At 62.7% G+C, this 17922-nt stretch carries 16 protein-coding genes; 11 read left to right on the forward strand and 5 right to left on the reverse strand.

The features are described from left to right. Nucleotides 1-3: 3 nt before the first annotated feature. Entirely contained in the window at nucleotides 4-168 is a 165-nt protein-coding gene (locus tag DOM54_RS20025) for a hypothetical protein (protein ID WP_162619825.1), read from the reverse strand. A gap of 56 nt (nucleotides 169-224) precedes the next feature. On the opposite strand from DOM54_RS20025, the gene DOM54_RS10335 reads away from it, so the two are divergent. From DOM54_RS10335 to DOM54_RS10380, 10 genes are all read left to right on the forward strand, one after another. Next, nucleotides 225-1835, forward strand: coding sequence for a methyl-accepting chemotaxis protein (locus tag DOM54_RS10335; RefSeq protein WP_162619826.1), 1611 nt, complete (start codon nucleotides 225-227; stop codon nucleotides 1833-1835). Nucleotides 1836-1967: 132 nt separating this feature from the next. Beyond that, nucleotides 1968-4136, forward strand: a complete 2169-nt coding sequence (locus tag DOM54_RS10340; protein ID WP_110716246.1) for a methyl-accepting chemotaxis protein — start codon at nucleotides 1968-1970, stop codon at nucleotides 4134-4136. 14 nt (nucleotides 4137-4150) lie between these two features. Beyond that, a complete protein-coding gene (locus DOM54_RS10345; RefSeq protein WP_110716649.1) occupies nucleotides 4151-5053 on the forward strand; it encodes a CheR family methyltransferase in 903 nt (300 codons plus the stop codon). A gap of 5 nt (nucleotides 5054-5058) precedes the next feature. Then, the gene (locus DOM54_RS10350; protein WP_110716650.1) at nucleotides 5059-6114 is read left to right on the forward strand and encodes a protein-glutamate methylesterase/protein-glutamine glutaminase; all 1056 of its coding nucleotides are present in this window, start codon (nucleotides 5059-5061) and stop codon (nucleotides 6112-6114) included. Between the two features lie 64 nt (nucleotides 6115-6178). Continuing rightward, the gene (cheY, locus tag DOM54_RS10355) at nucleotides 6179-6568 is read left to right on the forward strand and encodes a chemotaxis response regulator CheY (protein ID WP_110599394.1); all 390 of its coding nucleotides are present in this window, start codon (nucleotides 6179-6181) and stop codon (nucleotides 6566-6568) included. 19 nt (nucleotides 6569-6587) lie between these two features. Then, on the forward strand, nucleotides 6588-7256 hold the full coding sequence (gene cheZ, locus DOM54_RS10360; RefSeq protein ID WP_110716247.1) for a protein phosphatase CheZ: 669 nt from the start codon (nucleotides 6588-6590) through the stop codon (nucleotides 7254-7256). Nucleotides 7257-7407: 151 nt separating this feature from the next. After that, a complete protein-coding gene (gene flhB, locus DOM54_RS10365) occupies nucleotides 7408-8571 on the forward strand; it encodes a flagellar biosynthesis protein FlhB (RefSeq protein ID WP_240613850.1) in 1164 nt (387 codons plus the stop codon). After that, a complete protein-coding gene (gene flhA / locus DOM54_RS10370; protein WP_110716249.1) occupies nucleotides 8568-10652 on the forward strand; it encodes a flagellar biosynthesis protein FlhA in 2085 nt (694 codons plus the stop codon). The genes flhB and flhA overlap by 4 nt, the downstream gene beginning before the upstream one ends. Then, nucleotides 10649-11074: a flagellar protein FlhE gene (locus DOM54_RS10375; protein WP_110716250.1), complete on the forward strand. Its 426-nt coding sequence runs from the start codon at nucleotides 10649-10651 to the stop codon at nucleotides 11072-11074. Before flhA ends, DOM54_RS10375 begins: the two co-directional genes overlap by 4 nt. A gap of 130 nt (nucleotides 11075-11204) precedes the next feature. Beyond that, the gene (locus DOM54_RS10380; RefSeq protein WP_110716251.1) at nucleotides 11205-11903 is read left to right on the forward strand and encodes an RNA polymerase sigma factor FliA; all 699 of its coding nucleotides are present in this window, start codon (nucleotides 11205-11207) and stop codon (nucleotides 11901-11903) included. Nucleotides 11904-12037: 134 nt separating this feature from the next. On the opposite strand, the gene DOM54_RS10385 is transcribed toward DOM54_RS10380, so the two are convergent. From DOM54_RS10385 to DOM54_RS10395, 3 genes are read right to left on the reverse strand one after another with little or no spacing between them, the layout of a single operon-like run. Beyond that, entirely contained in the window at nucleotides 12038-12655 is a 618-nt protein-coding gene (locus DOM54_RS10385) for a PqiC family protein (protein WP_240613851.1), read from the reverse strand. Beyond that, nucleotides 12652-14304 carry an intermembrane transport protein PqiB gene (gene pqiB / locus DOM54_RS10390; RefSeq protein ID WP_110716252.1) on the reverse strand — a complete coding sequence of 551 codons (1653 nt, stop codon included), beginning with the start codon at nucleotides 14302-14304 and terminating at the stop codon, nucleotides 12652-12654. The genes DOM54_RS10385 and pqiB overlap by 4 nt, the downstream gene beginning before the upstream one ends. Then, nucleotides 14297-15664: a PqiA/YebS family transporter subunit gene (locus DOM54_RS10395; protein ID WP_110716253.1), complete on the reverse strand. Its 1368-nt coding sequence runs from the start codon at nucleotides 15662-15664 to the stop codon at nucleotides 14297-14299. The genes pqiB and DOM54_RS10395 overlap by 8 nt, the downstream gene beginning before the upstream one ends. Nucleotides 15665-15971: 307 nt before the next feature. Between DOM54_RS10395 and DOM54_RS10400 the strand changes: the two genes are divergently transcribed. Next, nucleotides 15972-16946, forward strand: a complete 975-nt coding sequence (locus tag DOM54_RS10400) for a calcium/sodium antiporter (RefSeq protein ID WP_110716254.1) — start codon at nucleotides 15972-15974, stop codon at nucleotides 16944-16946. A gap of 25 nt (nucleotides 16947-16971) precedes the next feature. On the opposite strand, the gene DOM54_RS10405 is transcribed toward DOM54_RS10400, so the two are convergent. Beyond that, nucleotides 16972-17913, reverse strand: coding sequence for an ArsA family ATPase (locus DOM54_RS10405; RefSeq protein WP_162619827.1), 942 nt, complete (start codon nucleotides 17911-17913; stop codon nucleotides 16972-16974). Nucleotides 17914-17922 lie beyond the last annotated feature (9 nt).

Below are 17922 nucleotides of genomic sequence, written 5' to 3' on the forward strand. Positions count from 1 at the left end.
GACTCAGGCGAAAACCGCAGCTTCGGCTGCGGTTTTTTTATGCGCCGCGAGATTCGCCGATGCTTGGGACTTTAGTCTGACGACGATAAAGGAAGCCTCCCGAAGGCCGATAAGATAGCTGTCGCGCTGACGATCAGCTTCAGTAAGAGCGGGCGTGGCGTCCATCAAGCAACTGTTCGAGCAACCTGGGTAAGAATGCCATGCTGAATTTTCGAGAGTGGACGATGCGTCGCAAGTTGTGGGCGACATTGGGATTGATGTGGATCGGCCTGATCATGGTGGCGGGTTGGTCGCTTTACTCCATGCGAGAAAACCTGATGGAGCAGCGAATCCAGAGCCTGCAGTACTTCATCGGCAGCGCCAAGCAACTGGTCGACAGCTACGTCAGCCAAGCGGAGAGTGGAGAGCTGAGCGAAGCGGATGCCAAGCAGCAGGCCCGTAATGCGCTCTCGCATCTTGGATTCGGCGCCGACGGGTATATCTTCGTCTTCGATTCGAATCTTGAGATCGTCGAGCATCCAAGGCGTGCGGTGGGGGACAGTATGCGGGATTACCAGGACCCCAACGGTGTCTATCTCTATCGCGAAATGTTCGCCGCCGCGCAGAAACCCGACGGTGGTCTGGTGCCTTACGCTTCCCGTCGCAGCGATGGCGACGAGATGTACGACAAGCTCAGTTACGTGATGCGCGTCCCGCAGTGGGACTGGCAGATCGCCACGGGTGTCTACGTTGACGATATCGATGCCGTGCTGGCCGATGGCGCCGCGGTCTACCTCGCACTTATCGCCGCTATCGGTGGCTTGCTGTCTTTGATCGTGGCCTGGGTCATTCGCAACGTGCTCGGGCGTCTGGGTGGCGATCCGGGGCATGCGCGCAAGAGCATCCAGAAAATCGCCGAAGGCGACTTCTCCCAGCCGCTGGAACTCAAGTCCAAGGACACCGACAGTCTTCTCTTCGCGATAGAAAGTATGCGCCAGCGCCTGTCGAAGACCTTCTCCGATATTCGAGCCAGCGCCGAGTGGGTCAACGTCGGCGCCGGGCAGATCGACAGTGGCAATCAGGATCTGGCGGTGCGAACGGATCAGCAGTCCGCTGCGATCGTCGAGACGGCCTCCAGCATGGAGCAACTGACCCAGACGGTTCGTCACAACGCCGATAATGCCGATACGGCCACCCAGGCCGCGATGCAGACTCGTCAGCGGGCCCAGCAGGGGGGCGAGATGATGCGCGACATCGAGACCACCATGTCGAAGATTCAGGAGGGATCACGGCAGATGGCCGAGATCGTCGACATGATCGACAACATCGCTTTCCAGACCAACATCCTGGCCTTGAACGCCTCCGTCGAGGCCGCGCGCGCTGGCTCCGCCGGTCGAGGGTTCGCCGTCGTCGCCGAGGAAGTGCGCAACCTGGCAAGCCGCAGCGCAGAGGCCTCCAGGGAGATCAGAACGTTGATCACCGGCTCCGGGGAGCAGGTCAACAGCGGGGCAGCCCTGATCGAGCAGGCGGGCCGGGCGATGGAGGAGATCGTTTCTTCAGTGGCCAGCGTCAGTGGTCTGATGGAAGAGATCGCCAACGCGTCTCGGGAGCAACGCAGCGGGATCGAGCAGGTCAACCAGGCGATCACCGAACTCGACCAGGTCACCAGTCAGAACGCCGCGCTGGTGCAACAGACCGCCAGTGCTTCCCAGTCGCTGGTGGGGCAAGCGCGAAAGCTTGAATCGACACTGGAGCACTATCGCGTGGCGGCAGCCGACAGCGACGATAACCCGGGGCTGACACAGTGGCGGCCGAGCAGCGAGCGGGAGCGCCAGGATCTGGAACAGCTTGCCTGAGCGGGCGTCGTCGAGAAGGAAGGCTCAAGAGCGTGGTCGATCGGCCGATAACAGTTCGCAACGATCACATTTGGTCCGCCGGGTGCCCTCCGGCGGACCCTGACTGGGCATAACAACACCAGGGATGCTGCGATGCGAAACAATCAACCAGTGACTGACCGGGAATTCGTGATCGACGATTCCGCTTACCTGATCTCGCGAACCGATCTCAAGGGCCGGATTACCTATGCCAATCCGGCGTTCGTCGAGGTCAGCGGTTTCAGTCGTGAAGAACTGATCGGTGCGCCCCATAACATTGTCCGTCATCCCGACATGCCCGCTGCGGCATTCGCGGACTTGTGGAAGACCCTCGAGAAGGGCGAAAACTGGTCGGGGGTGATCAAGAACCGTCGCAAGGATGGGTCTCATTACTGGGTCCAGTCCACGGTCACCCCCATCACCGAGGACGGCAAGATTGCCGGCTACACCTCCGTTCGCACCAAGGTGGCCGACCAGCGTCGCCGGCTCGCCGAAAAGCACTACCCGATGCTGCTGGCGGGTCGCAAGCGGAGTGTCCGGCTCGACCGGGGAGAATTGAAGCCTCGAGGAGTCATTCCCGCACTTCGGCGTCTCAGCCTGCGCTCGCTGAAAGGGCGGCTGATCTCGATGATGGCGCTGGCGCTGATCGCGCTGGCCGTCAGTGGCGGTGTCTCGGTCTATGCCCTGCATGAAAACGGCCAACGTCTGCAGGCGTTGACCGCCAATGGCCTCGAGGACCTGGCTCGACTGCAGAAGATCGACCAGTTGATGTCGAAAGGCCGGGATCTCGTCTCCAAGCCGGTCAGCAATCCGATGGCCGCCGACTTGGCGCCAATCAACGCGCAAGTCGATGCGCTCATCAGCGAATTGAACGATACCTGGGACGCCTATTATCAGAACCGGCCGATCAATCAGACGGCAGCGGCTGACACCTTTGCCGCCGACCTCGAGAGTTATCGGGACGACGGGCTGAAGGGAGTCATGGAGGCGCTCAACGGTGGTGACTTCTATCAATCCTACGTGGCCTACAACGATGTGCTGCAAGCCAACAGCGACAAGGCCAGCAGCGATCTCAACACGCTGGTCGAGGCAAAGCGGCAGAATGGCGCGGCGATGGCCGTCGACGCTGCTGAATCTCAGCGCACCACGATGGCCATCCTGCTTTCGCTGCTGGCAGCAGGGGCGATCATGCTGCTGATCGTTGGCATAACCACCATTCGGGCAACGCTCAAACCGGTGCGCGAGGCGCTGGACTTCGCGCTGCAGATAGCCTCGGGCAACCTGGGCGCGACGCTGCGCCAACGTGGCAGCGATGAAATCGGCCGTCTGATCGGCGCGCTAAACAACATGCGCCAGAGCCTGGGGACGATCGTCGGCGACGTGAATTCGAACGTCGCCGTGGTGGTGCCGGCGACCCAAAATATCGCCAGTGGCAACGAGGATCTCTCCTCGCGTACCGAGCAGCAGGCGGCATCGCTGGCGGAGACTGCCACCAGCATGGAGCAGATGACGGCGACGGTGAAACAGAACGCCGACAATGCTCGGCAGGCCAGCCAGCTCGCCAACGGTGCCACCGATACCGTGCGCCGTAGTGGCCAGGTCATGGGCGAGGTCGTCGGGACCATGGGGCGGATCACCGATAGCTCACGCAAGGTCGCCGATATCGTCGGGGTCATCGATTCGATTGCGTTCCAGACCAACATTCTGGCGTTGAATGCCTCCGTCGAAGCGGCAAGGGCGGGGGAGCAAGGGAGAGGATTCGCAGTCGTGGCCAACGAGGTGCGCAACCTGGCCAGCCGCAGTGCCGACGCCGCGAAGGAGATTCGTAACCTGATCGACAGCTCCAGCCAGGAAGTGGGACATGGTGCGGATCTGGTGCGCCAGGCAGAGGGGTCGATCGAGGAGGTCGTCAACGCGGTGACCCGCGTCAACGACATCATCAGCGAGATTTCCGCGGCTTCGGAAGAGCAGACCAGCGGCATCCAGCAGATCAGCCAGGCTGTCGCGCAGATGGACGAGGTGACCCAGCAGAACGCCGAGCGGGTGCAGACGACCGCTTCTTCCGCCGCAGAGCTGCGCGCCAGCGTCGAACATCTCTCTCTCTCGATCGCGGTCTTCCGGCTGGCGGGCGGTGGCGAGGAGCGTGTGACGAAGCGCGTTGATTCCCGGCTTGGCAAACACCCTGAGCGGCAGTTGGCAAAGCCCTCCCCGGTTACTGCCAAGTTGCCAGGTGCCGATCGGCATAACGTGAAGGATGACAACGAGGAGTGGGAGGCATTTTGAAAACCGAGGCGGTCATGTTCTCAGCACCCGGCAAGCGTGATGGTGGCGACGAGGGTGCCGTACGTTTCACTCGAGATCTCGACTTTACCCCACGCGACTTCGAGCGGGTCCGGGACCTGATCTACCGTCGTGCCGGTATCGTCATGGCGGAAAACAAACGTGAAATGGTCTATAGCCGGTTGGCAAAGCGCTTGCGCCTGCATGGCATGACTCGCTTCGGTGACTATCTCGACAGGCTAGAAGTCCGTTCGGATTCCGAGGAGTGGGAGGCTTTCACCAACGCGCTGACCACTAACCTGACTGCCTTTTTCCGCGAGGCGCATCACTTCCCGGCGCTGGCCGAAGAGATACGTCGTCGCGGCACCGGCATCAAGATCTGGTGTGCCGGGGCGTCGACCGGCGAAGAACCCTATTCGCTGGCGATGACGGTAAAGGAGACACTGGGCGCGGCTGCCTCCCAGGTGAAGATCCTGGCGACCGACATCGATACCGAGGCGTTGAACACGGCGCGGGCCGGTGTGTATTCGCTGGAAACGGTGGAGAAGCTTGGCGAGGCCCGCTGTCGCCAATTCTTCCAACGCGGCAGCGGTGCCCGTGCCGGCAAGGCCAGGGTGCGTCCGGAACTCGCCGCGATGATCGACTTTCGCCCGCTCAACCTGGTCACCGGGTCCTGGTCGATCAACGGGCCGTTCGACATCATCTTCTGTCGTAACGTCATGATCTACTTCGACAAGGAGACTCAGGCCGAGATCCTTCGCCGCTTCGCCGCCCAGTTGAAACCCGATGGGTTGCTGTTCGCCGGCCACTCGGAGAACTTCTCCTTCCTGAGTCAGGCTTTCCGTTTGCGAGGGCAGACCGTCTATACGTTGGCATCGCCGTCATCGCGAGTCGTGCCTGATGCGAGGATTGAACGGTGAAACCGATGATCAAAGTGCTATGTGTCGACGACTCGGCGCTCATACGGGATCTGATGACCAAGATCATCAACGACCAACCGGACATGACCGTGGTTGCCACGGCGCCCGACCCCCTCGTCGCACGCGATCTGATCAAGCGGCACAATCCCGACGTGTTGACGCTGGACGTCGAGATGCCGCGCATGGACGGATTGGATTTCCTGGAACGGTTGATGCGGCTGCGGCCCATGCCGGTATTGATGGTCTCCTCCCTGACGAAACGCGGTTCCGAAATCACCCTCAAGGCGCTGGAGCTGGGCGCGGTCGACTTCGTGGCCAAGCCGGAAGTCGGCATCCGCGAGGGAATGATGGAATACGCGGGAATGATCGCCGACAAGATCCGGGCTGCCGCCCAGGCGCGCCCGCGACAGCAGGGGCGAATGATGGAGTCCGGCGCGCCCCGGGAAGTCCTGAAGGCGCCGATGCTCTCGAGCGAGAAGATCATCATCATCGGCGCATCGACCGGCGGCACCGAAGCGATTCGCCAGGTCATCGAGCCGCTCCCGGCCAACAGCCCGGCGGTGCTGATCACCCAGCACATGCCGGGTGGCTTCACCCGCTCTTTCGCGGAACGGCTCGACCGCCTCTGCCGAGTCACGGTCAAGGAAGCCGAAGCCGGCGAGCGGGTCCTGCCGGGACATGTCTACATCGCGCCGGGAGACTGGCATATGCGCCTGACTCGCTCGGGGGCGAACTACGTAATCGCGCTCGACGACGGGCCGCCCGTCAATCGGCATCGCCCTTCGGTCGATGTGCTGTTCGAATCCGCGGCGACCTGCGCGGGTCGAAATGCACTGGGTGTCATCCTCACCGGGATGGGGCGTGACGGGGCGGCGGGCCTGTTGAAGATGCGCGAGGCGGGCGCCCACACGGTGGCGCAGAACGAGGCAAGCTGTGTGGTATTCGGCATGCCGAAGGAGGCCATTGCGCTGGGCGGCGCGACCGAAACCATCGGGCTGCAGGACATCGCGGGTCATCTGGTCCAGCAGATGCACGCAGCGGGGCGCGCGCAGCGCGTATAAAGCAAGTGGGCTCGCTGCCGATAATTCTCAGCAGGCCCGCCAAACGATTCGATGAGGACAGACGATGGCTGACAAGAACATGAGCATTCTGGTAGTGGACGATTTCCCGACCATGCGTCGGATCGTCCGCAGTCTGCTCAAGGAACTCGGGTTCGAGAACGTGGACGAAGCCGAGGATGGTCAGGAAGCCCTGACCAAGCTGAGGGCCGGCGGCTTCGAGTTCGTGGTTTCCGACTGGAACATGCCCAATCTCGACGGTCTGGAGATGCTCAAGGAGATTCGCCAGGACCCGAAGCTTTCGTCGTTGCCGGTGTTGATGGTGACGGCCGAGGCCAAGAAAGAGAACATCATCGCGGCTGCCCAGGCGGGTGCCAATGGTTATGTCGTGAAACCGTTCACCGCCGCGACGCTCGAAGAAAAACTCAATAAAATTTTCGAAAAGTTGGGCAAATAACGCCTCGGGAGGGGAGACCATGAGTAGTGCCAATCCTCAAGCCAGAGTTGCCGAAAGCGTGGCGCCCGACGACCTGATCCACAGAATTGGTCACCTGACCCGCATGCTGCGTGAGAACATGCGCGAGCTGGGTCTCGACAAGGAAGTGGAAAAAGCGGCCCAGGCCATTCCCGACGCCCGCGATCGGCTCAGCTACGTCGCGTCGATGACCGAGCAGGCCGCGGAGCGCGCGCTCAACGCCATCGATCATGCTCAGCCTATCCAGAACACGCTGGAGAGCGAGGCGGTCGCGCTCGACAAGCGCTGGGATGCCTGGTTCGCCGAACCCAAGGCGCTTGACGAAGCCAAGATGCTGGTGAAGGACACCCGTTCCTACCTGCAGACCGTGCCGAAGCAGACCAGTGCCACCAATGCGCAGTTGCTCGAGATCATGATGGCGCAGGACTTCCAGGACCTCACCGGTCAAGTCATCAAGAGAATGATGGAGGTGATCCACGAGATCGAGCAGCAGTTGCTCCAGGTCCTGATCGACAACGCTCCCGAGGGATCCGACCGCCGGGAACAGGCCGCGCTGTCATCGTCACAGTCAAACTCTCTGCTGAACGGGCCCCAGATCAACCCCCAAGCCGCCGATGTGGTCAGCAGTCAGGACCAGGTGGACGACTTGCTCGACAGCCTGGGATTCTGACGGCGACCACGCGCGCTACCGGGCGTTTCATCCTTCCCACATTCTCTCCCCCCGAAATAGCAGGGCGAACGCGCTGCTATTTCGCCCTTTGAACTGTACTCTCACCGAGCAAAATAGCGTCCATCCAATCATTCCCGGGCGGGACGCGCGCTTGGCCGAACAGAACGACAGCGATCAGGAAAAGACGGAACCAGCGACTCCCCGGCGCATCGAGAAAGCGCGCGAGGAGGGGCAGGTGGCGCGCTCTCGCGAGCTCGCCACCTTCCTGCTGCTGGTCAGTGGCGTGCTCGGACTCTGGATCATGGGCAACAACCTCTATGACGAATTGGGCATCGTCATGGAGCAGGCCTTTCTTTTCGACCACGGGTTAGCGTTCGACACGGCCCGCATGCTGAGCCATGTCTGGTCGATGGGCGAACATACCCTGATCGCCTTGCTGCCGCTTTTCCTGCTGTTCACGGTGGCGGCAATTCTCGGCCCGACGATGTTGGGCGGCTGGTTGCTGTCGGCCAAGTCCCTCAAGCCTCAATTGAGCAAGCTCAACCCGCTCAAGGGGTTGAAGCGAATGTTCTCGACCCAGGCGTTGGCGGAGCTGGCCAAGGCAATCGCCAAGTCGGTCCTGGTCGGTGGCGTGGGAGTGGCCTATCTGTGGACACAGCGCGACACCTTGCTCGCCCTGATGGAGATGCCGATCCAGCAGGCGCTGGCGACGGCCATGAGGATGGCGGCCGTGGGGTGCGCGCTCATCGTGACGTCGCTGCTGCTGGTCATCCTGATCGACGTTCCCTACCAGATTTGGAGCCACAACAAGAAATTGCGGATGAGCCGCGAGGACATTCGGCAGGAGCACAAAGAGACGGAGGGGGATCCCCACGTCAAGGGGCGCATCCGCTCGCAGCAGCAGGCCATGGCAAGGCGGCGGATGATGAGCAAGGTGCCCACGGCTGACGTGATCGTGACCAACCCCACTCATTATGCGGTCGCGCTGAGCTATCAACAGGATGCTATGTCCGCCCCGATCGTCATCGCCAAGGGTGCCGATCAGGTGGCTGCCAGAATCCGAGAACTCGGCGACGAAAATCGCGTGCCACGCCTGGAAGCCCCGCCGCTGGCTCGCGCGCTTTACCATCATGTCGATCTCGACCAGGAAATTCCGGGCGATCTCTATACCGCGGTAGCTGAAGTCCTGGCCTGGGCGTTCCGCCTCAAGCAGGTCGAAAGCGATGGTGGAGAGGTGCCGGCGGCCCCTCGTGACTTACCCGTGCCAACAGCGCTCGATGATGCGGCACCGGATTCATCCAAGGAGAGTGAATGAACGCGCTCAGCCAGTGGTTCGGTCAGCGCAAGTGGCCGGCAGACACGCAGTACAAGGTGCTCGCGGGCCCCGTACTGATCATCATGATATTGAGCATGATGATCCTGCCGTTGCCGCCATTCGCGCTCGATCTGTTCTTCACCTTCAACATCGCGCTGTCGATCATGGTGCTGCTGGTCAGTATGTTCACCGAGAAACCGCTGGATTTCGCGGCTTTCCCGGCGGTGCTGCTGTTCTCGACGCTGCTGCGGCTGTCACTGAACGTGGCCTCGACCCGCGTGGTACTGATGGAAGGGCACCAGGGCGGCGATGCCGCAGGCAAGGTGATCGAGGCCTTCGGCGAGTTCCTGATCGGGGGCAATTTCGCCGTCGGTCTGGTGGTGTTCCTGATTCTCGTCGTCATCAATTTCATGGTCATCACCAAGGGCGCCGGGCGTATCGCCGAGGTCGGGGCTCGCTTCACGCTGGATTCCATGCCAGGCAAGCAGATGGCGATCGATGCCGATCTCAACGCCGGCCTCATCGGTGAGGAAGAGGCACGCAGACGCCGTACCGAAATCAATCAGGAATCGGAGTTCTACGGCTCCATGGATGGTGCGAGCAAGTTCGTTCGCGGTGATGCCATGGCCGGGCTCTTGATCATGGTCATCAACCTGATCGGCGGGCTGATGATTGGTGTCGCCCAGCATGGCCTGCCCTTCGGAGAGGCCGTGAAGACCTATACCCTGCTGACGGTGGGAGACGGACTGGTTGCCCAGATTCCGGCGCTGGTGATCTCGACCGCGGCGGGTGTCACGGTGTCGCGGGTCAACACCGACCAGGACGTCGGCCAGCAACTGCTGAGCCAATTGTTCAACAACCCGCGAGTGATGTTTCTCGCTGCCGGCGTGATGGGGCTGCTCGGCATGATCCCCGGTATGCCTAACGTCGTGTTTCTGCTGTTTGCCGTCGTGCTGGCAGCGCTGGGATGGTGGATCCTTCGGCGTGAACAGGTCCAGGCGGTCCGCTCGGTGGAGGAGAGAGCGCCACCTGCAGTGCAGGAGACGCCCGAGGCGAGCTGGGACGATGTGCAACTGGTCGATACCCTGGGGCTGGAGGTAGGGCATCGTCTGATCCCGCTGGTGGATCAGCGCCAGAAGGGAGAACTGCTCGGGCGAATCAAAAGCGTGCGCAAGAAGTTCGCCCAGGATGTCGGCTTTCTGCCGTCGGTGGTGCATATCCGCGACAATCTCGAGCTCAACCCCAATGCGTACGTGATCACCCTGAAGGGGGTGGAAGTCGGGCGGGCGGAGGCGTTCCCGGGCAAGTGGCTAGCCATCGACCCCGGCCAGGTTTCCGGTGCCATCGAGGGCAGTCGTACCCAGGATCCGGCATTCGGGCTGACGGCTTACTGGATCGAGACGGCCCAGCGTGAGCGTGCGCAGATCTACGGCTATACCGTCGTCGATGCCAGTACGGTAATCGCGACCCATCTCAATCACCTGCTGCACGAAAACGCCGGCGACATGCTGGGCCGGGCCGAGGTCCAGCAACTGCTGGACAAGGTTGCCGAACACCAGAAATCGCTGGTGGAAGACGTGGTGCCCAAGCTGCTGCCGCTGACGTCGCTCCAGCGCATCCTGCAGAATCTGCTGGCCGAGGATGTCCCGATTCGCGACATGCACACGATTCTCGATGTGCTGGCGGAATACGCGCCGCAGCAGTCGGATGCCAACGAGCTGACCGCCCTGGTGCGGGTCGCGCTGGGTCGAGCGATCACCCAGCAGTGGTTCCCGGGTCGCGACTCGATGCATGTCATGAGTCTCGAGCCCAGGCTGGAGCAGGTTCTTACCCAGGCGCTCAACAACGGCGGTGCGCTTGAGCCGGGGCTGGCCGATACCCTGATGCAGCAGACGGCTGCCGCGGTCGAGCGCCAGCAGAGCCGGGACGAACCGACCGTGCTGGTGGTGCAGCATGGGTTGCGCGCGTTGCTTTCACGCTTCCTGCGCCGCCAGATCAAGTCGCTGGTGGTGCTCTCGCAAGCGGAGATTCCAGACGATCGTAATCTGCGGGTCACCACCACCATTGGCGCACCGTCATGAACCGTCGACGCGCGCTAGCATCATGGCGCATCGTGCTGGGCGCGATCGTCGCATGGCCCATCGCGTTGGCCTGGGCTGCCCAGGGGACCTGGGTGGTGCCGTTGCCAGGCCAGACCGTGGTGATGTCGGAGCGCCCGCTGGCGGGCGTCGAGATCCAGCCGCCGCCATCCCTCGCGGAGGCGAGTATCGATCGTGTCCGCTGGACGTTCCATACCGATACGCCTGCTCCGGCGTTGAAGGCCTGGCTATGCCAGCAGACGTTCTGCCTGCCGCTCGTCGGACGTCAGGGGGAAACGCTGCGCTTCTCGGGACGTTCGGCCGCCAGCCCGTTTCGGCTGCGGTTCCAGCTGCCGGTCACGGATCACGGCGTCGACAGGGTAAGAGTCTCGGCCAGCCAGTTGATCATCGATTATCGTGGGTAGCGCCGATAAACAACCGAAATAGCCGCCGGATAACGGGCAGTTTGCCGTCTTGGCTCGGCATGCGGGCGGCATAATGATGTCATTGGGTCATGCGTTTCGATGACCGTGGGTTTTTGGACGAGGCCATTCGATGTATACCGCACAAGGCAAAATCGATCAGCACGCAGTGATTGAGCAGTACTTGCCGATGGTGAGGCGCCACGCGCTCTCCCTTCAAGTGCGCCTGCCCGCCAGCGTGGAGCTCGACGATCTCATCCAGGCAGGAATGCTGGGCCTGCTGGATGCCATGGGCCGTTACGACGATGCCCATGGCGCCAGCTTCTCGACCTATGCCAATCAGCGAATTCGCGGCGCCATGATCGATGAACTCCGCAGTCGTGACTGGATGCCGCGGAGCGTGCGGCGTAGTGCCAGAGCCCTGGATCAGGCGGTGAGAAGGCTGGAGCAGCAGCTCGGCCGTGCCCCGGAAGAGCGTGAGATAGCTCGCGAGATGGGGATATCCCGCGACGAATACCATCAACTGCTGACGGACGCCAACAACGGATTTCTGCTGGCGTACGACGAGAGCGATAGCGAGAACGGCGTAACGGCGGTTTCCGAAGGGGGCCCGCCATCGCCGCTGGAGGCGCTCCTCGACGCAGATAACCGGGCCAACGTCATGGCGGCGATCGATGCGCTACCGGAACGCGAGAAACTGCTGCTGGGGCTCTATTATCAGGAAGAGCTCAACCTCAAGGAGATCGGCGCTGTGCTCGGCGTCAGTGAGTCCCGGGTCTGCCAACTGCACAGCCAGGCGGTGTCCCGGCTGAGAAGCCGGCTCAATCACTGATCGCGTCCCGGCCGGTCGAGCGGCCGGGATGACCCAGACCCACAGGGTTTGCCAGATTCATCCACCCGGGGACGGGAGGGCGACCCGGGCCGATGCCAATCAGTGTCCGAACGAGTCCGTCGAACTGGCGCCCTTCATTCGGCGGCTGGCGCCGCGCGAATCGCCGCCGCGACCTGCCGCGCCACGTCCTTCCACACCGCACCCAACGCACGCACCAGTGCCGGATAGCCGTCATTCTCCAGCGGCCGGGTCACATCGAAATGCCGTTGCATCACCAATCGGTTACCGTCGTGGAGTTGCCACTCCCCGGAGACCACGGCGCGACCGTCGTAGCGACCCTGGAACTGATCGACGCTCAACGATAGTCGCTGCGCCCCAGCGCCACCCTGAGCCGAGCTGACGACTGTCACGCTCGGGAGCTCGGCAGAGAGCGACTGGCGCAACTGGCGTGTCAACTGGTGGCCCAGCTCTTCGGCCCACAGATTCTGGTTGGCGGCGTTGAGCTCGATATCGCTGGTCTGCATCACGATACCTTCCTGATCGAGATAGCTGGCCACCTCGACCGGGCTGACACTGAGTTGCTGGTTCGCGGAGATCGCTGAGGCTGGCGACGGCGGACTCTCGATCTCTGGTAGGGTAAAGCGATTGGCCGGTGTCGATTGCGCGGCACAGCCGGCCAGGGCCGCGGTCGCGATCATCAGCAGGGTCGTGGCGCCGAACTGGCGCCAGCGGAACATGGTTGAGGCCATCATTGGGGAGCTCTCGGCACAGGGTCGGTTTGGACTTCGCGATCGAAGATCAGCGCATTGGGCTGCTCGCGAAGGGTCTTGGCTACCGGCTGCAGGTCGCGCATCAGTATTTCCAGCTGCTTGAGGGTGTCATTCAACTGACGGTACCCGGAGGAGCCGGCAGAGAAGCCGTTCAGCGTATTCTGCAACTCCTGGAGCGTGTCGTTGAGACTGCCCGGTAGCTGTTGCGTCGCGGGGTCGGAGACGATGGCATTGACCGACTCGGCGATCTGGCGCACTTGCTCCAGCGTCTGCTGGGAGGTCTGCATCGTCTGATCCAGGCGCTCGAGAATCGGCTCGACTTGCAGGTCGTTGAGCTTGTCCAGCAGGTTCGAGATCTTCTGTTCGATCTGCGCGAAACCACCGGAAACGGTCGGGAACACGGGCTTGCCGTCGAACGTCAGCGACTTGTAGGGATCGGCGTCCTGGCTGAAGTTGAGATCGACGAACAGGGCACCGGTCAGCAGGTTGCCGGCCTTCAGCGTCGCCCGCAGACCATAATCCTTGAACATGGTCTGGAAACGATCCCTGACTTCCTGGTCGTCGATGTCCTCGTTGACGTCTTCGCTGCTCTCCAGCCGCTGGGGCTCGATCCGAATCAGTACCGGGATCGCGAACTGGGTCAGGGTATCGGGCTGCGGGGCGGTGAAGTGCCAGGGGACACTGACGACCGTGCCCACGCGCACGCCACGATACTCCACCGGCGCCCCGCGACTGAGTCCACGAACGGTGTCATCGACCAGCAGGACATATTCGATGTACTGGTCGTAGGTTCCCTCGCGCGCACTCTCCTCGTTGTTGTAGAGGGTGTAGGTCGCGTCCTGCTTGGCGGGGTTGCCGCGGGCGATATCCTCGGGAACGCCGAAGGTCACGCCGCCGCTGATCAACGTCTCGAACGAGTCCAGATTGACGTTAACCCCCTCCGAATCCAGTTGTACGTCGATACCGGAAGAGCTCCAGAAACGCGTGGTATCGGTCACCAGGCTGTCGTAGGGGGACTGGATGAAGATACGGTGGCGCATCTCCCGTTTTTCGGGGTCGAAGTCGGTACTCTCCACGCGACCGACGGTGTAGCCCTGATAGGTGACCGGGTCGCCGGCGCTGAGTGAATTGCCAACCTGACTCACCAGGTTGACCCTGAGTCCAGGCGCATCCGGCGGCGCGACCGGCGGCTGCTCGAGGACATCGAAGCTGTCCTGAGCTTCATCGCTCTTGCCCGGCGCGAGCTGGATGTAGGCGCCGGACAGCACGGTATTGAGACCGCTGATGCCTTCGCGTCCGATGCGCGGCTTGACTACCCAGAAGCGCGTCTCGGTATTGAGCATTCTCGCCGCATCGTTGGACATGCGTGCCGTCACCACGGTGTGCGACAGGTCGTCGGACAGACGTACGGCTTCGACATGGCCGACCTCGACATTACGCGTCTTGATCAGGGTCTTGCCGGCCTCTATCCCCTCGGCGTTGTCCATGTTGAGCGTGATCAACGGCCCTCGGCTGGAGATGTTGTCCCACACCATCCAGGCACCGATCAGCGCCGCCAGCAGAGGCACTATCCAGATCGGCGAGAGTCGCGATTGCGACACTCGTTTGGCGCGTTGCATCGAATCAGGCATCGTCGGCTTCCTTGACAGGCGAATAGGGTGACTGGCGTTTGAGCGCGGCCGGCATGTGAGGCTGCATGTTGCGCGCGTCCCAGATCAGGCGTGGGTCGAAGCTGATCGCGGCCAGCATGGTAATGATGACCACGGCGGAAAAGGCGAGCGCTGCTGGCCCTGGCGTGATCGACAGCAGCGATCCGGCGTGGACCAGCGACACCAGAATGGCGACCACGAAGACGTCGATCATCGACCAGCGGCCGATCAGCTCGGTGATCCGGTACAGCTTCTGGCGCTTGTGCTTGAATTCGGATTCACCGCTGCGTCCGACCGTGATGCAGAGCCAGCCGAGTGCGAAGACCTTTCCGATCGGCACCACCACACTGGCAGTGAAGATGACCAGCGCGATGGGCCAGTCGCCATGACTGAGGAAGATCATGACGCCGCCGATGATGGTCGAGGGCGTTTCGTTGCCCAGCGACGTGGTGGTCATGATCGGGTAGAGGTTGGCGGGGATGTAGCAGAGTGTCGCCGCGATCAGCAGTGCCCAGGTCTTCTGCAGGCTGTGAGGACTCCGGAAGCGTAGCGGCTCGCCACAGCGCTGGCAGCGCCCGCGTCCGAAATGACCAAGGCGGTTGACCAGGCCGCAGGTCGGGCAGCCGGTGAGCTTCTGCTCGGCGGCCGGCTGGCCCGGTCGGCTCCCCTCGGGGGCGAGCGGTTCACCCACCAGCGAGAACCACATCCAGTCGGTGTCGATGGAGCGTGTGGTCAGCAGCAGCAGCAGGGCATAGACGCAGAACGCCCAGAATGACAGGCCCAGGTCGACGGATGCCATGCCGGCGATCTTGATCAGGCTGACGAGGGCGCCGATGACGAACACGTCCGCCATCATCCAGGGGCCTAGATGGGAGAGCGCGCGGGCGATGCGGTAGCTCCGCGGCAGCGGACGTCGTTGCAGGAGGCCGAGGTGCAGCCAGATGACGGCAACAAGGTAGACCATGGGCAGCACCACCACCGTCAGCAGCACCAGCATGCCGACGAAAGGCTCGTGAAACCTGACGAGACTGGCGGAGGTGTCGGCGAGATGAATGGCGTTGCTGACACCGCGCGCTTCGAAACTGATGAACGGGAAGTAGAGTGCCGCCGCCAGCGCCATCAAGGCGCTGATGGCGAATGCCAGGCTGCGTTCGGCGGGGCGACAATGACGGTGGCTCAGCGTATGGCCACAGCGTGGACAACTCGCTCGCTCGCCGGGATGCAGGGGCGGAAGCGCGACCAGCAAGTCGCATTCGTGGCAGGCACGAAGACGACGACGCGTCCGTCGAGGCGTCAGGAAGGTCGCCTTGTCGATGTCGGAGTCACTCTTGCCTGCTGCCAAAGCCGTACCCGATGCGAAAGCTGGATGAGAGGCGTACCACGCTGCTTTACGTCAGCATGTTACTGGAATACATACGTCCGTGCATGTTTGCTGGATGCACTTGAAGACGCTGACGTCGTTGTCGAAAAGTCATGATAGTTCAGCCGCTTGGATACTATAGTAGGCCAAGGCCGTTTTGCCGAAGAAGCACAATCGCTTACATGAGTGGTAGAGGCGCTTTCTGGCGAGCGCCGGAGCGCATCCGAACGCTCTGCCGCCGCCCCGTCATCGGTTGCCGGGGCCGTACGAACATAAAGGAGATCCTAACGTGTGGATGGCGTTGGCGGCCATTGTGGCCGGACTCGTGGTACTGGTCTGGAGTGCCGATCGGTTCGTGGATGGCGCGGCGGCGACGGCCCGTCACCTGGGGCTTCCGCCATTGTTGATCGGCATGGTGGTGATCGGCTTCGGCACTTCGGCTCCGGAGCTGATGGTTTCGGCTTTGGCAGCCGTCCAGGGAAATCCCGGCCTGGCGCTGGGGAACGCCTACGGCTCGAACATTACCAATATCGCCCTGATCGTGGGACTGGTGGCGCTGATCAGCCCGCTGACGGTGCACTCTCAAGTGATCCGCCAGGAGTTGCCGGTGCTCGGGGGGATGACGCTGATTTCACTGTGGTGCCTGCATGACGGCGTGATCTCGCGCATCGATGCGGTCGTCCTGCTCGCGCTGCTGTTCGGATTCATCGGCTACAGCATCTGGCGGGCAAGCCGTACCCACGGCGACGCGCTGGAGGCCGATGTCGAGACGCACGCGGCAGGAGACGCCATGTCGCTGAAGCGCGGCGTGGTCTGGACGCTGGTCGGCTTGCTGATGCTGATCGTCAGTTCGCGCTTTCTGGTCTGGGGCGCGGTCACGGTCGCCGAGGCGTTCGGGGTGAGCGATCTGGTCATCGGGCTGACGGTGGTTGCCATCGGCACTTCGCTGCCGGAGCTTGCGTCTTCCATCAGCGCGGTGCGCAAGAACGAGCACGATCTGGTGATCGGCAACGTGGTGGGCTCCAACCTGTTCAACACCCTGGCGGTGGTCGGCCTGGCCGGCGTGATACATCCCATCGACGTCGATCCCGACGTGCTGATCCGGGATTGGCCGGTCATGGCGGCATTGACGCTGGCGCTGCTGGTGTTCGGCATCGGCATCAAGGGGCAGGGCCGCATCAATCGGCTGGAAGGTGCCGTGCTGCTGATCAGTTTCGTGGCCTACACCGCGTGGCTGGTCTACGGCGTGATCGGCACGCGCTAGGCAATCGATTCGGGCCACCCGACTGTCATGGCTGAGCATGCCAGGGTGCCAACCCGCTCAGCGCTTGCTGGAGGGGTACCAGATCATCACAGCAGGCCGGGGCATGGGACTGGTGATCGATACGTATGCGCTCGCGGTCTAGGAAGGTCGCTTCGAGATGATCGATCCAGGGGCGTTGCTCGTCGCGCCAGTTGGCGAGCCATTGGCTGTCGACCTCGGCAGGCAGGCACTTGTTGATGACCACGGCGCCGACGTGCAGCCCGTGGCTCTCGAGCAACTCGCGGGTGCGCGCGGTTTCCAGCGCCGGCAGGCGTTCCGGATTGGCGACCAGGATCACCGCTGAGTGCGCGGGGCAGGTCAGGTGCTCGCGGGCCGCGGCGAGGCGTCCGCGGCGGCGCATCAGCGTCTCCTGAATGGGGTCGTCGACGACCTCGCCGTCGCCGAGCCACGCCTTGTAGTCGCTGCGCACCTTGCGGCGGCGTTGCATCAGCCCCTCCACCCAGGCGCCCATGATCTCGGGCAGCGCCAGCAGACGTACCGTGTGTCCGCCGGGCGCGGTGTCGAAGATCAACCGATCGTACGCTTCGCCGGTATCCAGCAACAGGCCGACCAAGGCATCGAACAGGGCGGCTTCCTCGGTGCCGGGAGCGTGCCGTGCGAGGTCGAGTTGGCGAAATACGGTTTCGCTGCGCTCGCCACTGACCAGGGGACGCAGCGTGGCCTTGACCTGTTCCAGGTAACGATGCGTCTCGTGGTCGGGATCGAGCTCGACGACGTCGAGACCGGCCTGCATGCGCGTTGGGCTCGGCCCCGGCGAGCGTCCGAAAAGATCGGCCAGGTTGTGGGCCGGGTCCGTGGAGACCAGCAGGGTGCGCCAGCCGGCTGCCGCGCAGCTCAACGCATAGGCGGTGGCGCAGCTGGTCTTGCCGACGCCGCCCTTGCCACCGAAGAAGAGGCTCTTGGCCATGCTGGGTTC

This window comes from Salinicola acroporae (assembly GCF_003206615.1).
GTDB classification, from domain to species: domain Bacteria; phylum Pseudomonadota; class Gammaproteobacteria; order Pseudomonadales; family Halomonadaceae; genus Salinicola; species Salinicola acroporae.

Excerpts from the sequence above, each read along its gene's own strand:
- DOM54_RS10335 (WP_162619826.1), top strand. The coding sequence starts at position 225 with ATGCGTCGCAAGTTGTGGGCGACATTGGGATTGATGTGGATCGGCCTG.
- DOM54_RS10340 (WP_110716246.1), top strand. The coding sequence starts at position 1,968 with ATGCGAAACAATCAACCAGTGACTGACCGGGAATTCGTGATCGACGAT.
- DOM54_RS10345 (WP_110716649.1), top strand. The coding sequence starts at position 4,151 with ATGTTCTCAGCACCCGGCAAGCGTGATGGTGGCGACGAGGGTGCCGTA.
- DOM54_RS10350 (WP_110716650.1), top strand. The coding sequence starts at position 5,059 with ATGATCAAAGTGCTATGTGTCGACGACTCGGCGCTCATACGGGATCTG.
- cheY (WP_110599394.1), top strand. The coding sequence starts at position 6,179 with ATGGCTGACAAGAACATGAGCATTCTGGTAGTGGACGATTTCCCGACC.
- cheZ (WP_110716247.1), top strand. The coding sequence starts at position 6,588 with ATGAGTAGTGCCAATCCTCAAGCCAGAGTTGCCGAAAGCGTGGCGCCC.
- flhA (WP_110716249.1), top strand. The coding sequence starts at position 8,568 with ATGAACGCGCTCAGCCAGTGGTTCGGTCAGCGCAAGTGGCCGGCAGAC.
- DOM54_RS10375 (WP_110716250.1), top strand. The coding sequence starts at position 10,649 with ATGAACCGTCGACGCGCGCTAGCATCATGGCGCATCGTGCTGGGCGCG.
- DOM54_RS10380 (WP_110716251.1), top strand. The coding sequence starts at position 11,205 with ATGTATACCGCACAAGGCAAAATCGATCAGCACGCAGTGATTGAGCAG.
- DOM54_RS10385 (WP_240613851.1), bottom strand. The coding sequence starts at position 12,655 with ATGATGGCCTCAACCATGTTCCGCTGGCGCCAGTTCGGCGCCACGACC.
- pqiB (WP_110716252.1), bottom strand. The coding sequence starts at position 14,304 with ATGCCTGATTCGATGCAACGCGCCAAACGAGTGTCGCAATCGCGACTC.
- DOM54_RS10405 (WP_162619827.1), bottom strand. The coding sequence starts at position 17,913 with ATGGCCAAGAGCCTCTTCTTCGGTGGCAAGGGCGGCGTCGGCAAGACC.